Genomic DNA, 18,031 nt, shown 5'->3' on the forward strand with positions numbered 1-18,031 from the left:
GTTTATACATGAAAAAAACGGGAGCTATTTCCTGAGAATTATTCCTGATTTTGACATCTTATGCGGAATTTTGACATCTTGTGCAGAAAGAATTGCGGGTGGAACAGAAAAACGTATAATAAAATCAACTATGAACCGTGGAACGGTCTGAAAATTTACAAGTATAATCCAAAAGAACCTGTCATAAAGGGGGAAATGAATATGAGAAAGAGAAAATGGTATGAACGTATGTCAGCAGCAGTCCTGATTGCAGTCCTTCTGGTCAATCATGGCGATATGGGAATTATGGCGAAGGCGGAGACAATAACTGCGCTGGAAGAAAATCTGGAAGAAGAGAATAAGAAAATCGAGGCCGAGACAGCCAGCGCGTCCAATGCGGACGAGAAGCGGGATACAACTGTGGATTCAAACGAGACGACCGAGTCCGACCTTGAGAAGGAGACCGCGACAGCATCGAATGGGAAAGAGAACCCGGCGACGAAGAGAAAAATGGCTAAGCGTGCGATGAATGCGGAGACAGTTACGGAAGAGACGTATTCGATCAGCCAGACAGATGGGAAGTTTAAGGTTGTTGGCGGAAGCTTGACAGAAGATGGAGAAAACTTAAATAGTCTGACAGATGCGTTCAGCAAGATTTTGAGTTTCGGTACAGATACGAATATAAATATTAATTTTGATAATGTCAATATTAGTAGCGGAGCGCCCGGAGCGCCGAAACTTACGAAAGGCTGCGAATTGACTTTGAAAGGCACATATACGAGTGCAGCTGAAGCATTTATTATTGGCTCAAATGACACATTTATTATACACAATGAGGCTGATATAACAACAAGTTCGTACGTTATTCGTAGGTCGTCTGCTAAGAATTCTAAGAATTCTACAGTTATTTTTGAACAAAATGGCGGTACTGTTAAGTCTGTAGATGGCTTTTATATGTATGAAAATGATGTGATTTCTTTAAATGGAGGAACAATTAATGGAAATGTCAGAGGAAACGGTGGAACAGGCAGTATTAAAATAAAAGACGGTACATGGAATGGACAACTGGCACAAATAAAAGATATAGATATATGTGGGGGACAACTCAATAATATAAAAGATGATACGAGTACGATTACTGCAATTAGCGAAAGCGAAGAAGTTTCTATCAGTGGTGGAAAAATTTATGCCGAGAATACTAATCCATCGGGAAGAGCTTTTGCGATTTTAATGTCAGATAAGACAAAATTATCATTATCAGATAATATTGATATATCTGCTGCAGGTAAAAATACGTATGGATCGATATATTATGGTTACAGTGCTCAATCCTGTGCTACTATTGATGCTGTGAATTTAAAAACGATAAATGACACATTCAAATTTGTGGTAAGTGACCTTGCAATGAAGGCCAGTTCTTCATTGAAAAACTGGATCAAAGGTTCATCCGGGAACATGAAGACGTTAGTCGAAGGGATTCATTTAAGCATTGTCAATCATAATTCTGATAAAGGATATGCGGACCAGTATAAGAGTTACGAAGCGAGAGCGGTGGACAACTATATCCGTATTATGGATCCAAAGGATGAATCCAGTTTGATTCCGGCAGGAAATATTAAAAGTGCGGAAATCCAGTTACCTTCCGATCCGGAAAAGTATCAGGTTACGATTACGTATGACAAAACTGAGGATGGGACTGAGAAAGTAGAGACGGTCAAGTACACTAAAGCCCAAGTTACAGTATCCGGAATTATAGATGAAATTCTGCTGAGAAACACTGGAACGGATGGAGTAGAAATCAGTGTGGGAACAACAAAAAATCCAATTGCTGGAGATATTACAGTAGATTCAGGCAACGCTGACGATAAACCAGTTTTGCTTAAGGGAAAGATCACTGGAAAAGTAAATGTTGTTGGAACGGGAACTTTGGAATCTGAAATTAACTGCAGCGGTTTCAATGGAGAGACAAAAAGTACGATCCATATTACAGGTGGGGAGATTATTGGAACTGTGAATGCAGATAATGCGAATGAGTCTGTTATCACATTGAACTCTGCAGATCTGATTGTAGATGGTAATGCGCATATTGTAGATCAGTCCGCTTATTCTTCGCAAAACCGATATGCAATCAGCGCAACTGGTGGCGTAAAAGTAACAGTTAACGGTGGAACGATAGAGTCAAAAAAGAATACGGCGGTTTATCTGTATAGATCTGGAAGCAGCGGATTGCAGGAAGACCATGCTAAGTTCGAGATGACAGGGGGAACGATCAAAGGCGGAGAGTATGGTTTAAAGCACACACATCTCAATGAAGTTACCTTGTCAGGCGGAAAAATTTCCGGTGGTGAGAATCGGCCGGATGTTTATATGGCTTTAGAGAAAAATAGTGTCAGCGGGACTGCAAAATTTACGGTTGAAGGAAATTTCCCGTTCGCATCTATGCAGATCGAAAGTGCTTCAAAAGTAAATGAGATCGATTTTACAAAGGCAAAGGCAACAGGCGAAGAAAACCTTAAAATCAATCTCCCGTTGGACGGAAATGACACAGGGGCGAACATGAAGCTTTTCAAAGCCTCGACCTCAAATTATCGGGATCTCCTTGAACATATTACACTGTCTGGCGGAAAGACTCCGATCTTTGCAGTATATAATGAGCATAAGATTTCTGATAATCCGGAAACAACTGAGATTTATGCATTCAGCGCACCGAATCTTTATACAGTTCATGTGAAGTATTATACTGGAAAAGATGAAAAGGATCCATTTTACGATGAATATCTTCTGAATCTTGACGATAGCCATCGAAGCTATTTGAGCAATCTCGGGTTGCCAGATGGTGCGGCTTTTTCAGTATGGAGGTACAAAGAAGATTCAAACAGAAATGGCACTGCGACAGATACAACAGCAACAGTGAATCAACTTGTCGAAGATAGGTTAAATCCACAAGGTCAAATACCGGAAATTGAACTTTACGCAGGATATCAGGTTAAGTTTGACGCAGCAATATCATCTGATGATATCAAAGAGAATTTTGCGACTATAAAGGGAACTTCAGATGGAACAAAAGTATACTATACAAATTCTAATTATCAAGGATACACTGGAGAAGCGCTCAGAGCAGAAGCAAAGAAAGAGGATAGTAAGGCGAGCTTTGCAACAGTAGATGTAGAAAATGGTAAATTTTCTATTGAATTGAATAATCTCTCTGTTGATACGTCATATACATATTATCTTGTAGCAGAGAATGATAATAATGATGTGTCGGAAATGCAGACAGTCAAATTTATGACTCTTAAGCGTACATTGACAAAGGATGATTTCAAGATAGTTGGAGACACCGAATTTACCTATACAAATAATGGTGACGTGCATAACGTGAAGGTACAGCCGGTAGAGGAAAAAGGCGGAACGTTTGGCATTGACGCAGTTCGATATAAAGAAAAAGTTGGTGCAGAGGATGCGGATAATTTCATCGGTGCTCCGGCGGCAGCAGGAACCTATGGAATCTATGTAAGCACCAATAGTGAAAATGGAGTTGAACGTGTTACAAATTTACGAATTGGAGAGATAACGATCAAGAAAGCCACGTTCAATCCTGACTGGTTTCAGACTGTAACAAGCATCAACTATGGCAACGATGAAGAGGACTATCTTAAACCGGGAATAAAGGATGCTTATTCCGTTGGCGGACATACGGTGACAGGTTATGGAGAAATCCGGTTTGAACTGTATCGTGACGCAGAGTTGACCCAGAAGGTTTCGAGAAATGCAGAAGGACATTATGAGGTCAATGCAGATCCGGATCAAGAATATGTAACTTATTATATGGGAATTACCAGCAGCGGTGGAAAGAATGTGGAAGCGCAGGAAAATCCTGTACTTATAGGGACAGATTTAAAGATCTATCGCGCTTCAAACACAATTTCCATAACATCATGCCCGGATATCCGCTACGGAGAAACACCAGAGCCGAAGAGCGAGGCAACAGACACCACCGGCGGTGTTAAGTACACTTACAGCAGCACCAAGAATGGCGAATACACAGACTGGAATGAAAAAAACAAACCTGGAACATGGTATGTAAAGGCAACTGTGGGAAAGAGCCAGAATTATAATGAGGCAACAAGTGATTCGGTTGAATTTGAGGTATCCAAAGCAAAGCTTGTTCCTTCTGTAAGTGCGGTTAAATCAAAGATCTATGACGGCAATACAAACGCTGAGGGAACGCTCACCTTCAGTTCCACTGACGGAAACCCGATCCTCTCAGAGGATGCGGTGGCATTAGAGGCAAAGGGAACCTTCACATGGACATCCAAGGACGCTGGAACAAACACTGTGGATGTTACAGGCATTGCGTTGGATTCTCAGTTTGAGGATCGCTATGAACTTACAGCGAGAGAGCTTTCCAATGTCTCCTGCAGCGGTGCAAAGATCGAAAATGCCAAAATTCAGAACGTTTTTGTACGGCAGACGATAGAATTGACCTACAATGGAAGGGAACAACTGCCGGAAGTCGAGGCAACAGGAAGTACGACCGGTGGAACGGCTATCACCTTCCGCTATGGCCTCACAGCAGAACAGGCCGCAGACGAAAAGCGGGCATTAAAAAATGCTCCTGCTTTCACCAACGCCGGCATCTATACGGTATATTACACTGCATCTGCAGCAAACCATGATTCCGTATCAGACAGCTTTGAAATCGAGATCAAAAATGCCTCGATCACAGGCGTCGACGCAGCCGGATATACAGGAATCTACGACGGACAGTCCCACGGAATCAAGATCACCCTTTCCGGAAACGCTGGAGACGGTGAGATCCTTTACGGTGAGTCCGAAGATAACTGCACGCTCACAGAAAGCCCTGTATACAAGAACACAGGCAGCTATACCGTATACTACACGGTGACAAAGAAAAACTTTGACACCATAAGCGGCTCCGCAACCGTTGCGATCCCCCCGGCACAGCTCACTGTGACGGCAGAATCAAGAAACGTGACCTATAAGGACGAACCGCCGGTATACAGCAGCACGTTCGAAGGTTTCGTAAACGGAGAAAACACAGAAGTCCTCGGCGGAACACTCTCCTACGAGTGCGCTTATGCGGCCGGCAGCGATGTGGACGAGTACAAGATCATCCCGTCGGGACTTACCGCTGAAAACGGAAATTATGAGATCACATATCAGCCAGGAAAACTGACCGTATCCCAGGCGAAGCCGGAGTTCGAACTTCGGAATCTGGATCAGTTAAACCGTGTCTATGATGCGAAAAACACCGCGCCGGAGGCATGGACGGACAGTGATGGAAACATGACCGTGACGATTAAAAAGGGCAGCGAGATCTTAACGGAAGCGCCGATGAATGCCGGAACCTACACGGTGGAAGTTTATACGGAAGCCGGAAAGAACTACGAGGCTGGAAGCCAGACATTCTCCTTTGAGATCAAAAAAGCACCGCTCAGCGTAAAAGCAGTGGAACAGAATGTCACAGTCGGAGATGCGATTTCGGAGTACAAAGTCCTCTACGAAGGATTTGCGGGAACAGATACCGCGGATGTGCTGAACGGCAGCCTGCAGTTTACCTGTGAATACGCGCCAGACAGCGCGGCGGGCGATTACGTGATACAGCTGTCCGGTCTGACATCTGAGAATTACGAGATCCACTTTGAGAACGGAACACTTCATGCAATCCGCAGGGCAAGCAGTGGATCCGATGATTCCGACAATTCCGGCGGTTCCGGCAGCACAAAGAACCCGGCGGCAACGAACTTCGGAAAGAGTGTTTCTAACAGCAGCTCTTCCGAAAACGATGCACAGGGAACCTGGAAACGCGATGAAAAGGGCTGGTGGTTCGAATTCAAGGACGGCACCTATCCGTCAGGAGAAAAGACCAGTGATCAGAACGGTGAAAAGCTGGGCTGGATCCAGAAAGACGGAAAATGGTGGGCTTTCGGTTCTGACGGCTATCTGAAGAGAGGATGGGCACAGGATAACGCCAGCGGAAAGTGGTATCTGATCGACGAGAACACCGGAATGCAGACAAGCTGGCATTACGATGAGTCAGACCAGCATTGGTACTATCTCGATCCGGCGAGCGGAGCAATGCTCACAGGATGGCAGTTCATCAATGGAAAATGGTACTACTTTTCAAAGACATCCGGAGCTGTGCCGCTTGGCTCCATGTACAGAGAAATCAGGACACCAGATGGATATTATGTCGATAAAGACGGTGTATGGGATGGACTTGAAGCAAAAGAAAATTAAGGCATGAAGTAACTGTTCAGTAGGTCTGCGCATTTACTGCGCTGACCGTAAGAAAACTTAGAATAGAAGGCAAAAATCCTATCGGCATAGCCGATTAGGAATGGATTTTTGCGCGTAACTGTGAGGGCACTGAACAGTTACGACATGAAGTAAAAAAGATCCGCAGGATCCTAAAAGTGGGAACCTGCGGATCTTTCTTTTTCTGCAATCGAAATTCGTGTGAAATGAAGCCATAATACGCTTCACTTCCGGCATTTATGCGATATTTAAGCGAAAAAAATCTCCCCATGCATTGCTGCATGAAGAGACGATGATTTTCACCGCGTTACCACTCTGATTCGTCCATAGAAGACGCTGCTTTACAGGGTACCGGCCGGATACCCTTTCCCTGTAACGGGAGAACCCGTTTCCGCCTACCGTTCAAGTTCAGCGGAACCGCTCAGAAGCGAGTTCGGACTGTTTCATCCCGCCGTGCTCCCAGCAACCACGGCTCTCTGTGGGGAATCCTGCAGCCTACTATTCTTCGTCTACGCGTATTTCGATTTTTTACGGTATCATTTTACTACTTTAATGTAAGGCAGTCAAGAAAAAATTTGAAAAATTACAGCGGACGATCGAAATTGCCCGGGAACATTTTATTATTTCTATCATGACTCCGCAGACGGAATTAAGATCACTGATGCGTAGAACATTCCGTTCTTCCATTCAAAACGCGCATCTCCACGGTGTCGTTCAGCGATGAGCCGGATGGACTGTGTGCCTATGCCGGGGCCACTGTGCTTTGTGGAGAGAAAACGCTTTCCTTCAAGAACAGGAGGCTTCCGGCAGGGATTATCCACCGTGATGGCTATGAGGGAGGTGTCGGTCTGGCGGATATGGACCTTGATCGCGCCGCTTTCATTGTTTTCCCGACATGCGTCCACCGCGTTTTCCAATAAATTTCCCAAAAGAACGCAGAATTCCGGTTCTGGGACCGGTATTTCCTTTTCCATCTGTGCCTGGATCTCCAGAGTAGTTCCGGCGTTTTCTGCAATCTGAGCGTAGTAGCCAAGGATCGCGTTGACGGCCTGATTTTCACAGTAAGCAGGCAGCCATTCCGGCATCATATGTTTCCGGAAGGACGCGAGATAGTCTGAGATCGCGTCAAGATCTTTGTTCGCCGCGTATCCCGAGAGCACCGTGAGATGCTGACGGAGGTCATGGCGGGCGATCCGCGTCTCGTCGATGGAGCGCTGGAGATTGCGGTACTGGGCGCTCTGGAGCTGCAGGAGCTCATTTTCCCTCAAAAGTCTCGTATTCTGATTCATCTCCGATGCCATCAGGTAGAACATAAAATAGAAGAGCAGGAGGAATGTCAGGAGCGCCAGAATTAAAATCGGGTAAAACTTCATGACCCGGTTCGTGTAGAGCGTCTCATAGTAGCGCGGACGAATCAGGCGGTTCAGCAGAAAGAATGCCGCCGGGAATACCCAGAATATATACCAGGTCTTCGCCATTTCGATATCGTCCACCAGCCATTTCGCGGCATGGGTTGCCGGATACCATACGATAGCCACGATGAGAACGGAGAGCAGCAGGTGGATCCCCGCGCCCGGAAGCGTGAACAGACCGGAGGTGTTCGCCCGGTCAATGAGGGCATCTGCGACGAGTGTCAGGTTTGTGATACAGGAGAAGACCGCGCAGACGGCGATCAGGATACTGAACGGCTTCCAGAGGGCGAGATCACAGACCCGATGGAAGAATACCGCAAACAGGATAAAGGACGGCAGGCCCCAGAAGTCTCTCGAAATCCCGAAGCCTGCGCAGACGAGGCCTCCGGCGAAAGCCCAGAGGATCGAGAGCGGGATACCGGTGAGAAAAAGGTTCAGTGGTTTTCTACGAAGCCGGTCCTGAACCGGAAGAAAGCAGAGAACCGCACAGGGCACCATGGAAAAAAATTCCAGAAAATTCCGCATGACAAGGGACCAGAATGGGCTGTTCATACTCAACAATCTCCTCTCGTTTCTATATGATCCATTATAACAAAGTTTTACTGTCCGGAAAGTACAACTCATGCAGGATTTTGACATCTTGTGCAGGGATGAGAAGTTTTAGGATACACAGAAAAAAAGGTATTCTTTTTTTACGATCTATGCTATACTAACCCCATCAACTTGAAACTTTACAGTGATATAGTAATGTAGCGGGCGGATCATGATCGCCCGGAGATATTTATGGTGTCGAAAAGTGAAAAGTCGATCACATCGAGGGAATTTTTTGTTAAGAAGGAGAAGATACATGAAGCTTGAGAATTATGAGGTACATCTTCCGAGCTATTCCATCGGAAATACCATTTACAATAAGATCGGTCCGGTCTGCGAATCCTACGGAAAGACAGTCCTGGTGATCGGCGGAAAGCTGGCTCTGGAGGCGGCTTATGATAAGATCAAGGCGGCTGTGGATAAGACGAACCTCACGATCATCGGAAAAGAACTGTTCGGGGAGGACTGTACCTACAAGACTGTGGAGGCGCTCCGGGCGCTGCCGGTCTATCACGAGGCAGACATGGTCTTTGGTGTCGGCGGCGGAAAAGCGCTGGATACCGTAAAGTGCCTCTGCATCACGGACGATAAGCCGGTATTCACATTCCCGACCATCGCCTCCAACTGCGCCGCGACGACCTCCGTCTCCATCATGTACAACGATGACGGGACATTCTTAAAACCGCACTTCTTTATCCGCCCGGCGATGCACGCCTTCATTGATACGGAGATCATCGCAAAAGCTCCGGCGAGATACATGTGGGCTGGAATTGGCGATACTTACGCAAAATATTATGAGGCGAAGATCTCATCCAGGGACGAGCGTCTGGAGCACTTCACAGCGGTAGGCGTCGCGGTCAGTGAGATGTGTCTGCAGCCGCTTCTTGAGTATGGTGTAAAGGCGTATGCGGATCATCAGAAAGGGCTCTGCACTTACGATGTGGAGCAGGTGGTCCTCGCCATCGTTGTCACCACGGGAATTGCGTCTATCTTCCTCACAAAGGACTGTACTCCGGATTACAACAGCGGACTTGCCCATGCGGTCTTCTACGCGCTGACATCTTATCCGGTGATCGAGAAACGCCATCTTCACGGGGAGGTTGTTGGCTTTGGTGTTCTCCTTGCACTGCTTGTGGACGGACAGGAAAAGGAGTTTGAGAAGATCTATAAGCTGAACCGTGAAATCGGACTTCCGGTATCCTTAAAGGAGATCGAGATCACAGAGGACGAGTGGGAGGAGAGCATGAACCGGATCCCGGAGATGTCCGATGTTGCCCATTATCCGTACAGGGTGACAAAAGAAATGCTGAGAGATGCCATGGACCGCTTAAAGGAACGGGCAGGAAAGGACGCCTATGACACAGAAAAATAAAGCCGGTTCCATGATCTTAGGGGTTGCGTTTGTGTGGTTTACGACCCATTTCGGCGGTGGTTTTGCCTCCGGCGCGCAGATTTACAGTTACTATGTGCGTTATGGGATCTGGTGCCTGATCATGCCGGCGGCCGCAATGCTCTATAATACAGTGTTTTTTGCCTACTGCCTGCGGTTTGCGAGAAAACATGAGGTGTACGATTACCGGTCCTACAATAACGCGTTTTACGGAAAGTTTGCACCGGTCTTTTCCAACCTGTTTGAGATCATGTATCTCTGTGTGATGTGCGTGGCCCCGGCGGTTGCCTTTGCGACGGGCGGTGCGACGCTGTCTGCGCTCACGGGACTTCCGTATTTACTCTGCACGTTTGTGATCGGTGTGTTTATTTTTATCGTGGCGATCTTCGGAACAGATCTTGTCCGGAAAGTGGCATCGGTGCTTTCCGTCTGCATCATCGCGGGACTTCTGATCGTGTATATTCCGAACATCGCGGCAGGCTTCGGCGCGATCAAAGAGACCGCAGCCGCAATGCAGGCGGAGCCGGTTCCTTTCGGGAAAGCGCTGTATTCTGCATTCCTCTACGGAACATTCCAGTTAGCGAATGTGGCTGTTTTCGTGCAGCACGCGAAGTCCTTCGAGAAACCGGATGATGCGGTAAAGAGCATGGGGATCGGATTCGTGGTGAATACGCTGATGATGACTATGGTAGTTCTGGGAATCATGACGGTCTGCCAAAACCCGGAGATGAAAAACCAGAGCGTTCCGACTTTATTTATGGTTCAGAATGGTGTCGGAAAGGCATTTATGACACCGCTGATCTCGGTCCTTATTATTCTCGGGGCAGTCTCCACGGCAGTCAATATGGTGGCTGCGATGGTGAGGAGAATCTGCAGCGGAATCGAAGCCGGATGTGCTGACAGAAAGAAAACTGTTTTGGCCGGAGAATCCGTGAAAAACGCAGGCGAAATTCCTAAGAGAAAGATCTCCTGCCACGAGATCATTGCAGCCCTGATCTGCTGTCTGGTAGATTTCGCCATCGCCCAGTTCGGTCTCCTGACCCTGATCCAGCGGGCGTACAGCGTCCTCGCGTACCTCGCGATCCCTGTGATCCTGATCCCATATCTGGTGCATATGGCGGTTACGAGATTTGATACGAAATAAATAGGAATTGTATGGATAAAAAGCATCTGTGGTGCATCCGGTATGTCTCTGTCTGGAAGACAGGGGGGATATTGGAGGCGCTGTGGGTGCTTTTTGTTATGGAGTTGGGGTAAGTGATCAGCAATCAGTGAAATAGTGGCGTCAGAGGATCCTGCCTGTTTGGAATGTGAAGAATAGAAAGAAATTTGTTCTTAAAAATATGTGTATGATATGAAGCAGGTATGATATACTTTATAGTATGATATTCTGCAGTTAGCCATTATATATGAACAAGATAACAGTAGGCAAGAAAATAGAAATCATATAGAAATATTTGGAGTGAAAAAGGAATGCTGAAAATCTTTCTCGGAAACATGGGTGGAGTTATTTATCATCCGCCTACATATTTTGACAATCAGTATGAAGACGAGTGGATCACAGATCCATTGACAAAAGAGATGGTTAAGGATGTGGATCAGTCGGAGGTTATCAGCTCCAGACTGATCGACAGCCCTGTTCTTGGACCGGTTTCAGTAAAGGAATTGTCAGGTGGTGTGAAAACCCTGATCCTGCTTGCATTTGATAAAAATCAGAAGATATTTAATATATCCGTATGTGGAAACAACTGTGCGAAGTGGATTCTGGAAATTGGGAAAAAGAAAGACCTCACGGTCAATCTTCGTCATGTCATGAATTTTGGAGACGGAAAATTCGAGATCGAAATACTGAACACGGGTGAAATTGTTTATGACATGGAAAAGTTTGCGGAAATCGCCGGGAAATATGTGTAGGAGAGAGGTATGAAAGGAAAATATAAAGTAATTGTGCAGAATAACCGGCTTCACTATGAACTGGAGATCAGACGAAATATCACGATTATTCAGGGCAATAGCGCGACAGGGAAAACTACGCTGGTCAATATGTTAAGGCAGGCAGAAAATCTGGGGAATTCCAGTGGAATCGATGTTCAGTGTGATGTGCCATGCAGAATTCTGGAGGGAACATCCTGGAAACTGATTCTTGAGAATTCACAGAAAACGATCTTCTTTATTGATGAAGAAAATGTGTTTATGAACACAGAGGAGTTTGCATCAGCTGTACGCAAGTCCGATAATTATGTTGTTCTGATTACAAGAGAAAATCTTTATAATCTCCCTTACAGTGTCGAAGAGATATATGGCTTGCATTCATCGGGAAAATACCAGAATACAAGAAAAGTGTATCAGCAAATGTATCAGATTTATTCCAATATGGAAAATGTTCCGGTGAAACCGGAAATGTTGATTACGGAAGATTCAAATTCCGGTTATGATTTTTTTTATGCTGTCGCAAAAGAAAAACATATGGAATGCATGAGCGCAGAAGGAAAATCTAATATTTACTTTAAGCTGAACGGATTGGAGCAAAAAGAAGTCTGTGTCATTGCTGACGGTGCCGCGATAGGACCGGAGATGAACCGGTTATATGAAATTGTGAGGAAAAAGAAGAGGATTCATCTGTATTTGCCGGAATCCTTTGAGTGGCTGGTATTGAGTTCAGGATTGATTGAGGGGAAAGACATTGAAAACATGCTGGAAGAACCAGAGAAATATATAGACAGCAAAGAGTATTTTAGCTGGGAAAGGTACTTTACAAAAGTCCTTGTAGATCGGACGCAGGACAGTTATCTGCAGTATAGGAAAGCAAAGCTTAACGCGGCATATCTGCATGAGAGAAATAAGAGGACGATTTTGAAAAGTATTCGCGGAATTGAATTTTAAGTGTCAAGTATATGTGATAAGCAGAAAATATGATTCTAAATAACGAAAGGAGACGACTGATTGCCGTCTCCTTAATTGTTTTATAAATAAATACCAGCCCATGGTCTGAGCGGGAGGTTCAGAGTTACCCATATGATTAACTTGTTGTCCCAGATAACAGCAAATTATTTTCTTGCGAAGCCAAGAGCTACCGGCATATATGTAAAAATGGAGGTCCGGGAGCATATCTTTGTGCCGCTGGGCAACGGAACCCTGTTCTTAGGAGTTGTGTTTGGACTGGAACATCTCCTCGCCAGCGGCGTGATCGAAAAGATGCCGAAGGTCATTGCGATCCAGAGTGAGCACTGCGCACCGTTTGCGGAGGCGGTAAAACAGGGATTAAAGTCGGATCATTAGAAACTATTTCTCAGTGGAACGCCTCTTTCGCATACTGCTCCAGCTCATCCCTGAAATCCGGGTGCGCAATCGCGATCATGGACTCAGCGCGCTCTCTTAAGGTTTTTCCGGAGAGGTTCGCGATGCCGTACTCGGTCGCAACACTCTGGATCATGGTACGCGGTGCGGAGACAGTGGAGCCGCCCGGAATGAACGGGACGATGTTGGACTTTAAGGTTCCGTCCTTTGTTTTTCTCGCAGAGTTGATGCAGATGTATCCCTTTCCTCCAACGGAACGGTAAGCGCCCTCAAGGAAATCCATTTGTCCACCGATGCCGGAGAGCTGGCGGGTTCCCGCGGACTCAGCATTCTCCTGACCCATCAGGTCAAGCTGCACGCCGCCATTGATGCTGATGACATTCTTCATGGTTCCGATGCGCTGCGGATCATGGACATAATCGAGATCAGCCGGGTGGAAAAGTTTCGGATTCTCCGCGATCCAGTCATAGAACTCCTGGGAGCCCATCGCGAGATTCCAGGTGGAGAGACCGGTGTCAAATTCTTTCTTCGCATTTGTGAGCTTTCCGGCTTTCCAGAGGTTTAAGTAAGCGTCACTGATGGTTCCGGTATGACAGCCAAGGTCTTTTAGGTCAGACTCTGCCAACATGTTTGCAACGGTGAACGGAACGCCGCCGACACCGAGAGAAAGGACAGCGCCGTCCGGAATCTCGTTTACGACGAGCTTCGCAATCTGGATATCTGTCTCAGACGGAGCTTTGTAGGTTCTTACCGGAAGCGGCTCATGAGCGCCCTCCACAATATAATCCGCCTCGGAGAGATGGACACGGTGGGAACCGTCCACACCCTGAAGCTTCGGATAATGTTCATTGATCTCAAAGATCACAGTTCCTGCACTCTCAAACATGGTTCTCCATGCGAAGTTTGAGATGCCGAGACCACAGTAGCCGTTCTCATCCGGAGCAGATACCGGGACGAAGGCAACATCTGTCCGGATATAGCGCTGGCGGTAGAGCGTCGGGAGAAGGCGGAGTACCACAGGCATGAATTTTACGAGACCGCGGGTCTGGAGTTTCCGTTCGTAGTCACCGATATGCCAGCTGTAGTAGGAGAAGCTTTCCTGTTCCGGGTCAGCCTCAACGACCTCGATGCGCGGACGGATCACGAGACCGCCGCGGATCTTAACGTCCTTTAAATGCCCTTTTCTTGCAGCAAGTGCCCTATCAAGAAGTTCCGGGAACCCGCCGCCGAATCCATAATCGACCCAGTCGCCATCTTTTACGGCTGCCGCAACGGCAGCTTCCGCAGTTACGATCTTGCTCTTGTAATTTTCCATATGAATCCTCACTCAATATAAATTTTTTTTTACGCGAAAATTTTTCGATTGCACCACACATGCTCATTATAGAAGGTTTTTGGGTTTAAAACAAGAAGATTATCAGGAGTTGAGATATGGAATCGATATAGATTGTATCAGAAATTAGTATATGTTATACTGAAATTGCTGCCGAACCTCCAGCAGAAAGGAGGTGGGTCGTATGGAAGATATTCTTTTCACATTTCTTGTCTCTGTTTTAGCAGGTGTAGTTAGCTGCTACATATGCAAATGGCTGGACAGGGATAATTAGGCAGCAGCAGCCTGAACGGAATAGCTCACCGTGAAGAGCGAGAAAACCCCAGAGGATGACGGCCTCTGGGGTTTTCGTTTTGTCGCATGGGATCTTTTCACATTCCTTAGCTGATTACATCATATTCTATTTAGTCAAAATTGTCAATATACATGTGAGGGAACTAAATGGGTGTTCGAGAGGAAATAACTTTATTTTTCATTAGAAATGTAATATAATGAACCTATCTTACAGGCGGCTGGAATTATATTTTCCGCCCCGGAAAATAATGCATGAGGGGAGTCAAAACATGAAGGATTACATGAAGATCTACCAGGAATGGCTTGCCAATCCGTACTTTGACGATAAGACGAAAGAAGAGCTTCGGGCAATTGCGAACGATGAAAACGAAATCAAGGAACGTTTCTATATGGATCTGGAATTTGGCACTGCGGGACTCCGCGGGATCATCGGTGCCGGAATCAACCGTATGAATATCTATACAGTCCGCCGCGCGACCCAGGGACTTGCGAACTATATTATCAAACAGGGCGGAGCCGACAAAGGTGTTGCGATCGCTTTCGATTCCCGCCATATGTCCCCGGAATTTGCCATGGAGGCGGCAATGACACTTGCCGCAAACGGCATTAAGGCGTATAAATTTGAATCCCTGCGCCCGACACCGGAGCTGTCCTTCGCAGTCCGCGAGTTAGGCTGCATCGCCGGTATCAACATCACCGCAAGCCATAACCCGCCGGAATATAACGGATATAAAGTATACTGGGAGGACGGCGCACAGTTCACACCGCCGCATGACAAAGGTGTGACAGCTGAAGTTCTCGCCATTGAGGATCTTTCTACAGTAAAGACAACAACGGAAGAAGAAGCTTTAAAGAGCGGAAAATTCCAGGTCATCGGAAAAGAGATCGATGACAAATATATCGCCCAGGTAAAAGCACAGGTCGTTAACCAGGAAGCGATCAACCGCATGCAGAAGGACATCACGATCATTTATACTCCACTCCACGGAACCGGAAATATCCCGGCTCGCCGCGTGATGAAGGAGATCGGTTTTGAGAATGTCTATGTGGTTCCGGAGCAGGAACTCCCGAACGGCGATTTCCCGACCGTAAGCTACCCGAACCCGGAAGCTGCTGAGGCATTTGAACTCGGATTAAAGCTTGCAAAAGAGAAGAACGCGGACCTTGTTCTTGCAACGGATCCGGATGCAGACCGTCTCGGTGTTTATGTAAAAGATACAAAGTCCGGCGAATATATCCCGCTGACCGGAAATATGTCCGGCTCTCTGTTATGTGATTATGTACTGAGCCAGAAACAGGCAGCAGGAACGATCCCGGCCGACGGAGAAGTCGTAAAATCCATCGTTACCACAAATCTGGTTGATGCCGTCGCGAAACATTACGGCTGCAAGCTCGTCGAGGTCCTGACAGGATTCAAATATATCGGTCAGCAGATCTTAAAAGAAGAGACAACCGGCAAGGGAACCTATATGTTCGGCATGGAGGAGAGCTACGGCTGTCTGATCGGTACATATGCCCGTGATAAGGACGCGATCTCCGCAACTGCCGCCCTCTGTGAGGCTGCCGCTTACTATAAGGAAAAAGGAATGACCTTATGGGATGCTATGGTTGCCATGTACGAGAAGTACGGTTACTATAAGGATACCGTAAAATCCATCGGCTTAAAGGGCATTGAGGGACTCGCAAAGATCCAGGAAATTATGGAGAACTTCCGCAAGAATCCGCCGAAGACACTTGGCGGCTACGAGGTGACTTCTGCCCGTGACTATAAGAAGAACACGATCACAGATATCGCGACCGGAGAAGTAAAGGAGACAGGCCTTCCGGAGTCCAACGTTCTCTATTACGATATGAATGACGGCGCATGGCTCTGCATCCGTCCGTCCGGAACCGAGCCGAAGATCAAATTCTACTATGGCGTTAAGGGAACCTCCCTTGATGATGCTGAGGCGAAGTCCAAAGCCGTCGGTGATGAGCTGATGGGCATGGTGGATAAGATGATGTGAGATTCCCGGATGTGGGGATAAAGGCAGCAGATATCAGAACGCTGTGAAAGATATGAAATGAATCCTTGTCTGGACTGGCTGTGTGAAAACAGCCGTCCGGGCGGACATAGAAAAGCTCCCGGAGAGACTGCGGATCAAAAGCAGTTTCTCTGAGAGCTTTTTAGCTTCCGGGTATTTTTTAGAAACTCGCCTAAAGGGCGATCAGTTACTGTTCACGCCTTGCGCAAACAGTAACTGATTTTGCCGATGCTTCGCATTCCAAATCGGCAAAATCCACTACCACCACTGTACTGTACGGAATTTTCAGTTCAGAAAATTCCTACCCGTGTGCAGTAACGGCAATCCTGCAGATTTCAACGAAACAATTCTACAAGCTTTTGTTCTTCGAACATTCTTCCTCATACCCTGAATCCGGACCGTAAAACTGTTCCAGAAACGTGATATACGCCCTGGCTGCCTTCGGCAGCTGGATACCTTTCTGGAAGATATAGGCGCTGATAAAATCGCCATACCGGTCGGCTTCCGGCCGCATCCAGTCCGGGAGCGGGAATGAGACGATATTATAGTTTTCCACCTGCTCCCGCATCGGGATCATTCCGATTCCGAGATAGTCGGAGCGCTGGATCACGTTGTGGAGCAGGGCGCGGCTGTTGACATAGATGACCTGGGAGATCCTGTTCCAGTGGATGAGCTGCAACGTTTCGTCATTGTAAACGCTCTCGGCGGCCCGGGTCTTTGTGCTCTCACTTGGGTAGAGGACGAAGTTGTACTGATACAGCTTTTCCGGTGTCAGGTTATCCAGTTCCTTTAGAATCGGATGTCCGACCCGGCAGAAAAACTGTGTCGGGGACTGGAACAGCGGGCGCGCTTCCAGATGGCGGAAGGTGAGAAGCTCCTGGATCTTGTCTGCTTTATGGGCCGGATATATGATAAATCCGATGTCGGCGCGGTTCGTGTAGACATCCTCGATGACTTCATTTACGGTCATTTCCCGGTAGAAAAAACGGAACGGCGTGTCCGCAAGAGAGTTCACCATGCGGATAAAGGCATCGCTGGCGTGGGAACAGCTGCTGGAGGAGACCCGCAGGCGGTAAGCTTCCGAGTGTTCCTTAAAGGTGGTCTTAAAATGTTTCGCGTGCTCGATGAGGTCCCGGCTCATGTCGAGAAAGAGACGCCCGGATTCCGTCGGGATAATTCCGTTTTTTCCGCGGGTAAAGATTGTGAGCCCGTATTCTTTTTCTGTCTCCCTGAGGACCTTGCTGAGATAGGGCTGGGTCACGAAGAGGCGTTTCGCGGCGGCGGAGATGGAACCGCAGTTTGAGATCTCGATGAGGTATTCCATGTTCTGAAGATTCATAGGGGATAGTCTCCTTTCTGAAATAAAAGCCAGCCGCCCTGTGGATGTAATCCGGGAACATGATCTATAATATCACGGATATATCACAGCCCG

At 47.0% G+C, this 18,031-nt stretch carries 10 protein-coding genes and 1 other annotated feature; of the genes, 7 read left to right on the forward strand and 3 right to left on the reverse strand.

From position 1 onward, the window contains the following. Positions 1-201 precede the first annotated feature (201 nt). Positions 202-6,240 carry an MBG domain-containing protein gene (locus DWY93_RS08655; RefSeq protein WP_117472244.1) on the forward strand — a complete coding sequence of 2,013 codons (6,039 nt, stop codon included), beginning with the start codon at positions 202-204 and terminating at the stop codon, positions 6,238-6,240. A gap of 300 nt (positions 6,241-6,540) precedes the next feature. Beyond that, positions 6,541-6,779: a binding site (T-box leader), on the reverse strand. A 108-nt stretch (positions 6,780-6,887) separates the two neighbouring features. Here the strand turns inward: DWY93_RS08655 and DWY93_RS08660 are convergent. Further along, positions 6,888-8,222: an ATP-binding protein gene (locus DWY93_RS08660; protein ID WP_181968521.1), complete on the reverse strand. Its 1,335-nt coding sequence runs from the start codon at positions 8,220-8,222 to the stop codon at positions 6,888-6,890. A gap of 295 nt (positions 8,223-8,517) precedes the next feature. Between DWY93_RS08660 and DWY93_RS08665 the strand changes: the two genes are divergently transcribed. From DWY93_RS08665 to DWY93_RS08685, 5 genes are all read left to right on the forward strand, one after another. Next, the gene (locus DWY93_RS08665; RefSeq protein WP_117470072.1) at positions 8,518-9,633 is read left to right on the forward strand and encodes an iron-containing alcohol dehydrogenase family protein; all 1,116 of its coding nucleotides are present in this window, start codon (positions 8,518-8,520) and stop codon (positions 9,631-9,633) included. Next, on the forward strand, positions 9,617-10,795 hold the full coding sequence (locus DWY93_RS08670; protein WP_117470071.1) for a hypothetical protein: 1,179 nt from the start codon (positions 9,617-9,619) through the stop codon (positions 10,793-10,795). Before DWY93_RS08665 ends, DWY93_RS08670 begins: the two co-directional genes overlap by 17 nt. A gap of 329 nt (positions 10,796-11,124) precedes the next feature. Further along, positions 11,125-11,565, forward strand: a complete 441-nt coding sequence (locus DWY93_RS08675; RefSeq protein WP_015552643.1) for a DUF4869 domain-containing protein — start codon at positions 11,125-11,127, stop codon at positions 11,563-11,565. Between the two features lie 9 nt (positions 11,566-11,574). Continuing rightward, positions 11,575-12,534, forward strand: coding sequence for a translation initiation factor 2 (locus DWY93_RS08680; RefSeq protein WP_117470070.1), 960 nt, complete (start codon positions 11,575-11,577; stop codon positions 12,532-12,534). 132 nt (positions 12,535-12,666) lie between these two features. Next, complete coding sequence (locus DWY93_RS08685; protein ID WP_117470069.1) at positions 12,667-12,930, forward strand: pyridoxal-phosphate dependent enzyme; 264 nt, start codon at positions 12,667-12,669, stop codon at positions 12,928-12,930. 10 nt (positions 12,931-12,940) lie between these two features. Here DWY93_RS08685 and DWY93_RS08690 read toward each other — a convergent pair whose 3' ends face one another. Then, complete coding sequence (locus DWY93_RS08690; protein WP_117470068.1) at positions 12,941-14,263, reverse strand: acetyl-CoA hydrolase/transferase C-terminal domain-containing protein; 1,323 nt, start codon at positions 14,261-14,263, stop codon at positions 12,941-12,943. A 581-nt stretch (positions 14,264-14,844) separates the two neighbouring features. On the opposite strand from DWY93_RS08690, the gene DWY93_RS08695 reads away from it, so the two are divergent. Next, entirely contained in the window at positions 14,845-16,581 is a 1,737-nt protein-coding gene (locus DWY93_RS08695; RefSeq protein WP_117470067.1) for a phospho-sugar mutase, read from the forward strand. Positions 16,582-16,948: 367 nt separating this feature from the next. Here the strand turns inward: DWY93_RS08695 and DWY93_RS08700 are convergent, their stop codons facing one another. Then, complete coding sequence (locus DWY93_RS08700) at positions 16,949-17,938, reverse strand: LysR family transcriptional regulator (RefSeq protein WP_117470066.1); 990 nt, start codon at positions 17,936-17,938, stop codon at positions 16,949-16,951. Positions 17,939-18,031: the final 93 nt, after the last annotated feature.

The sequence above is a fragment of the Clostridium sp. AF28-12 genome (assembly GCF_003435225.1).
Lineage (GTDB): Bacteria > Bacillota > Clostridia > Lachnospirales > Lachnospiraceae > Pilosibacter > Pilosibacter fragilis.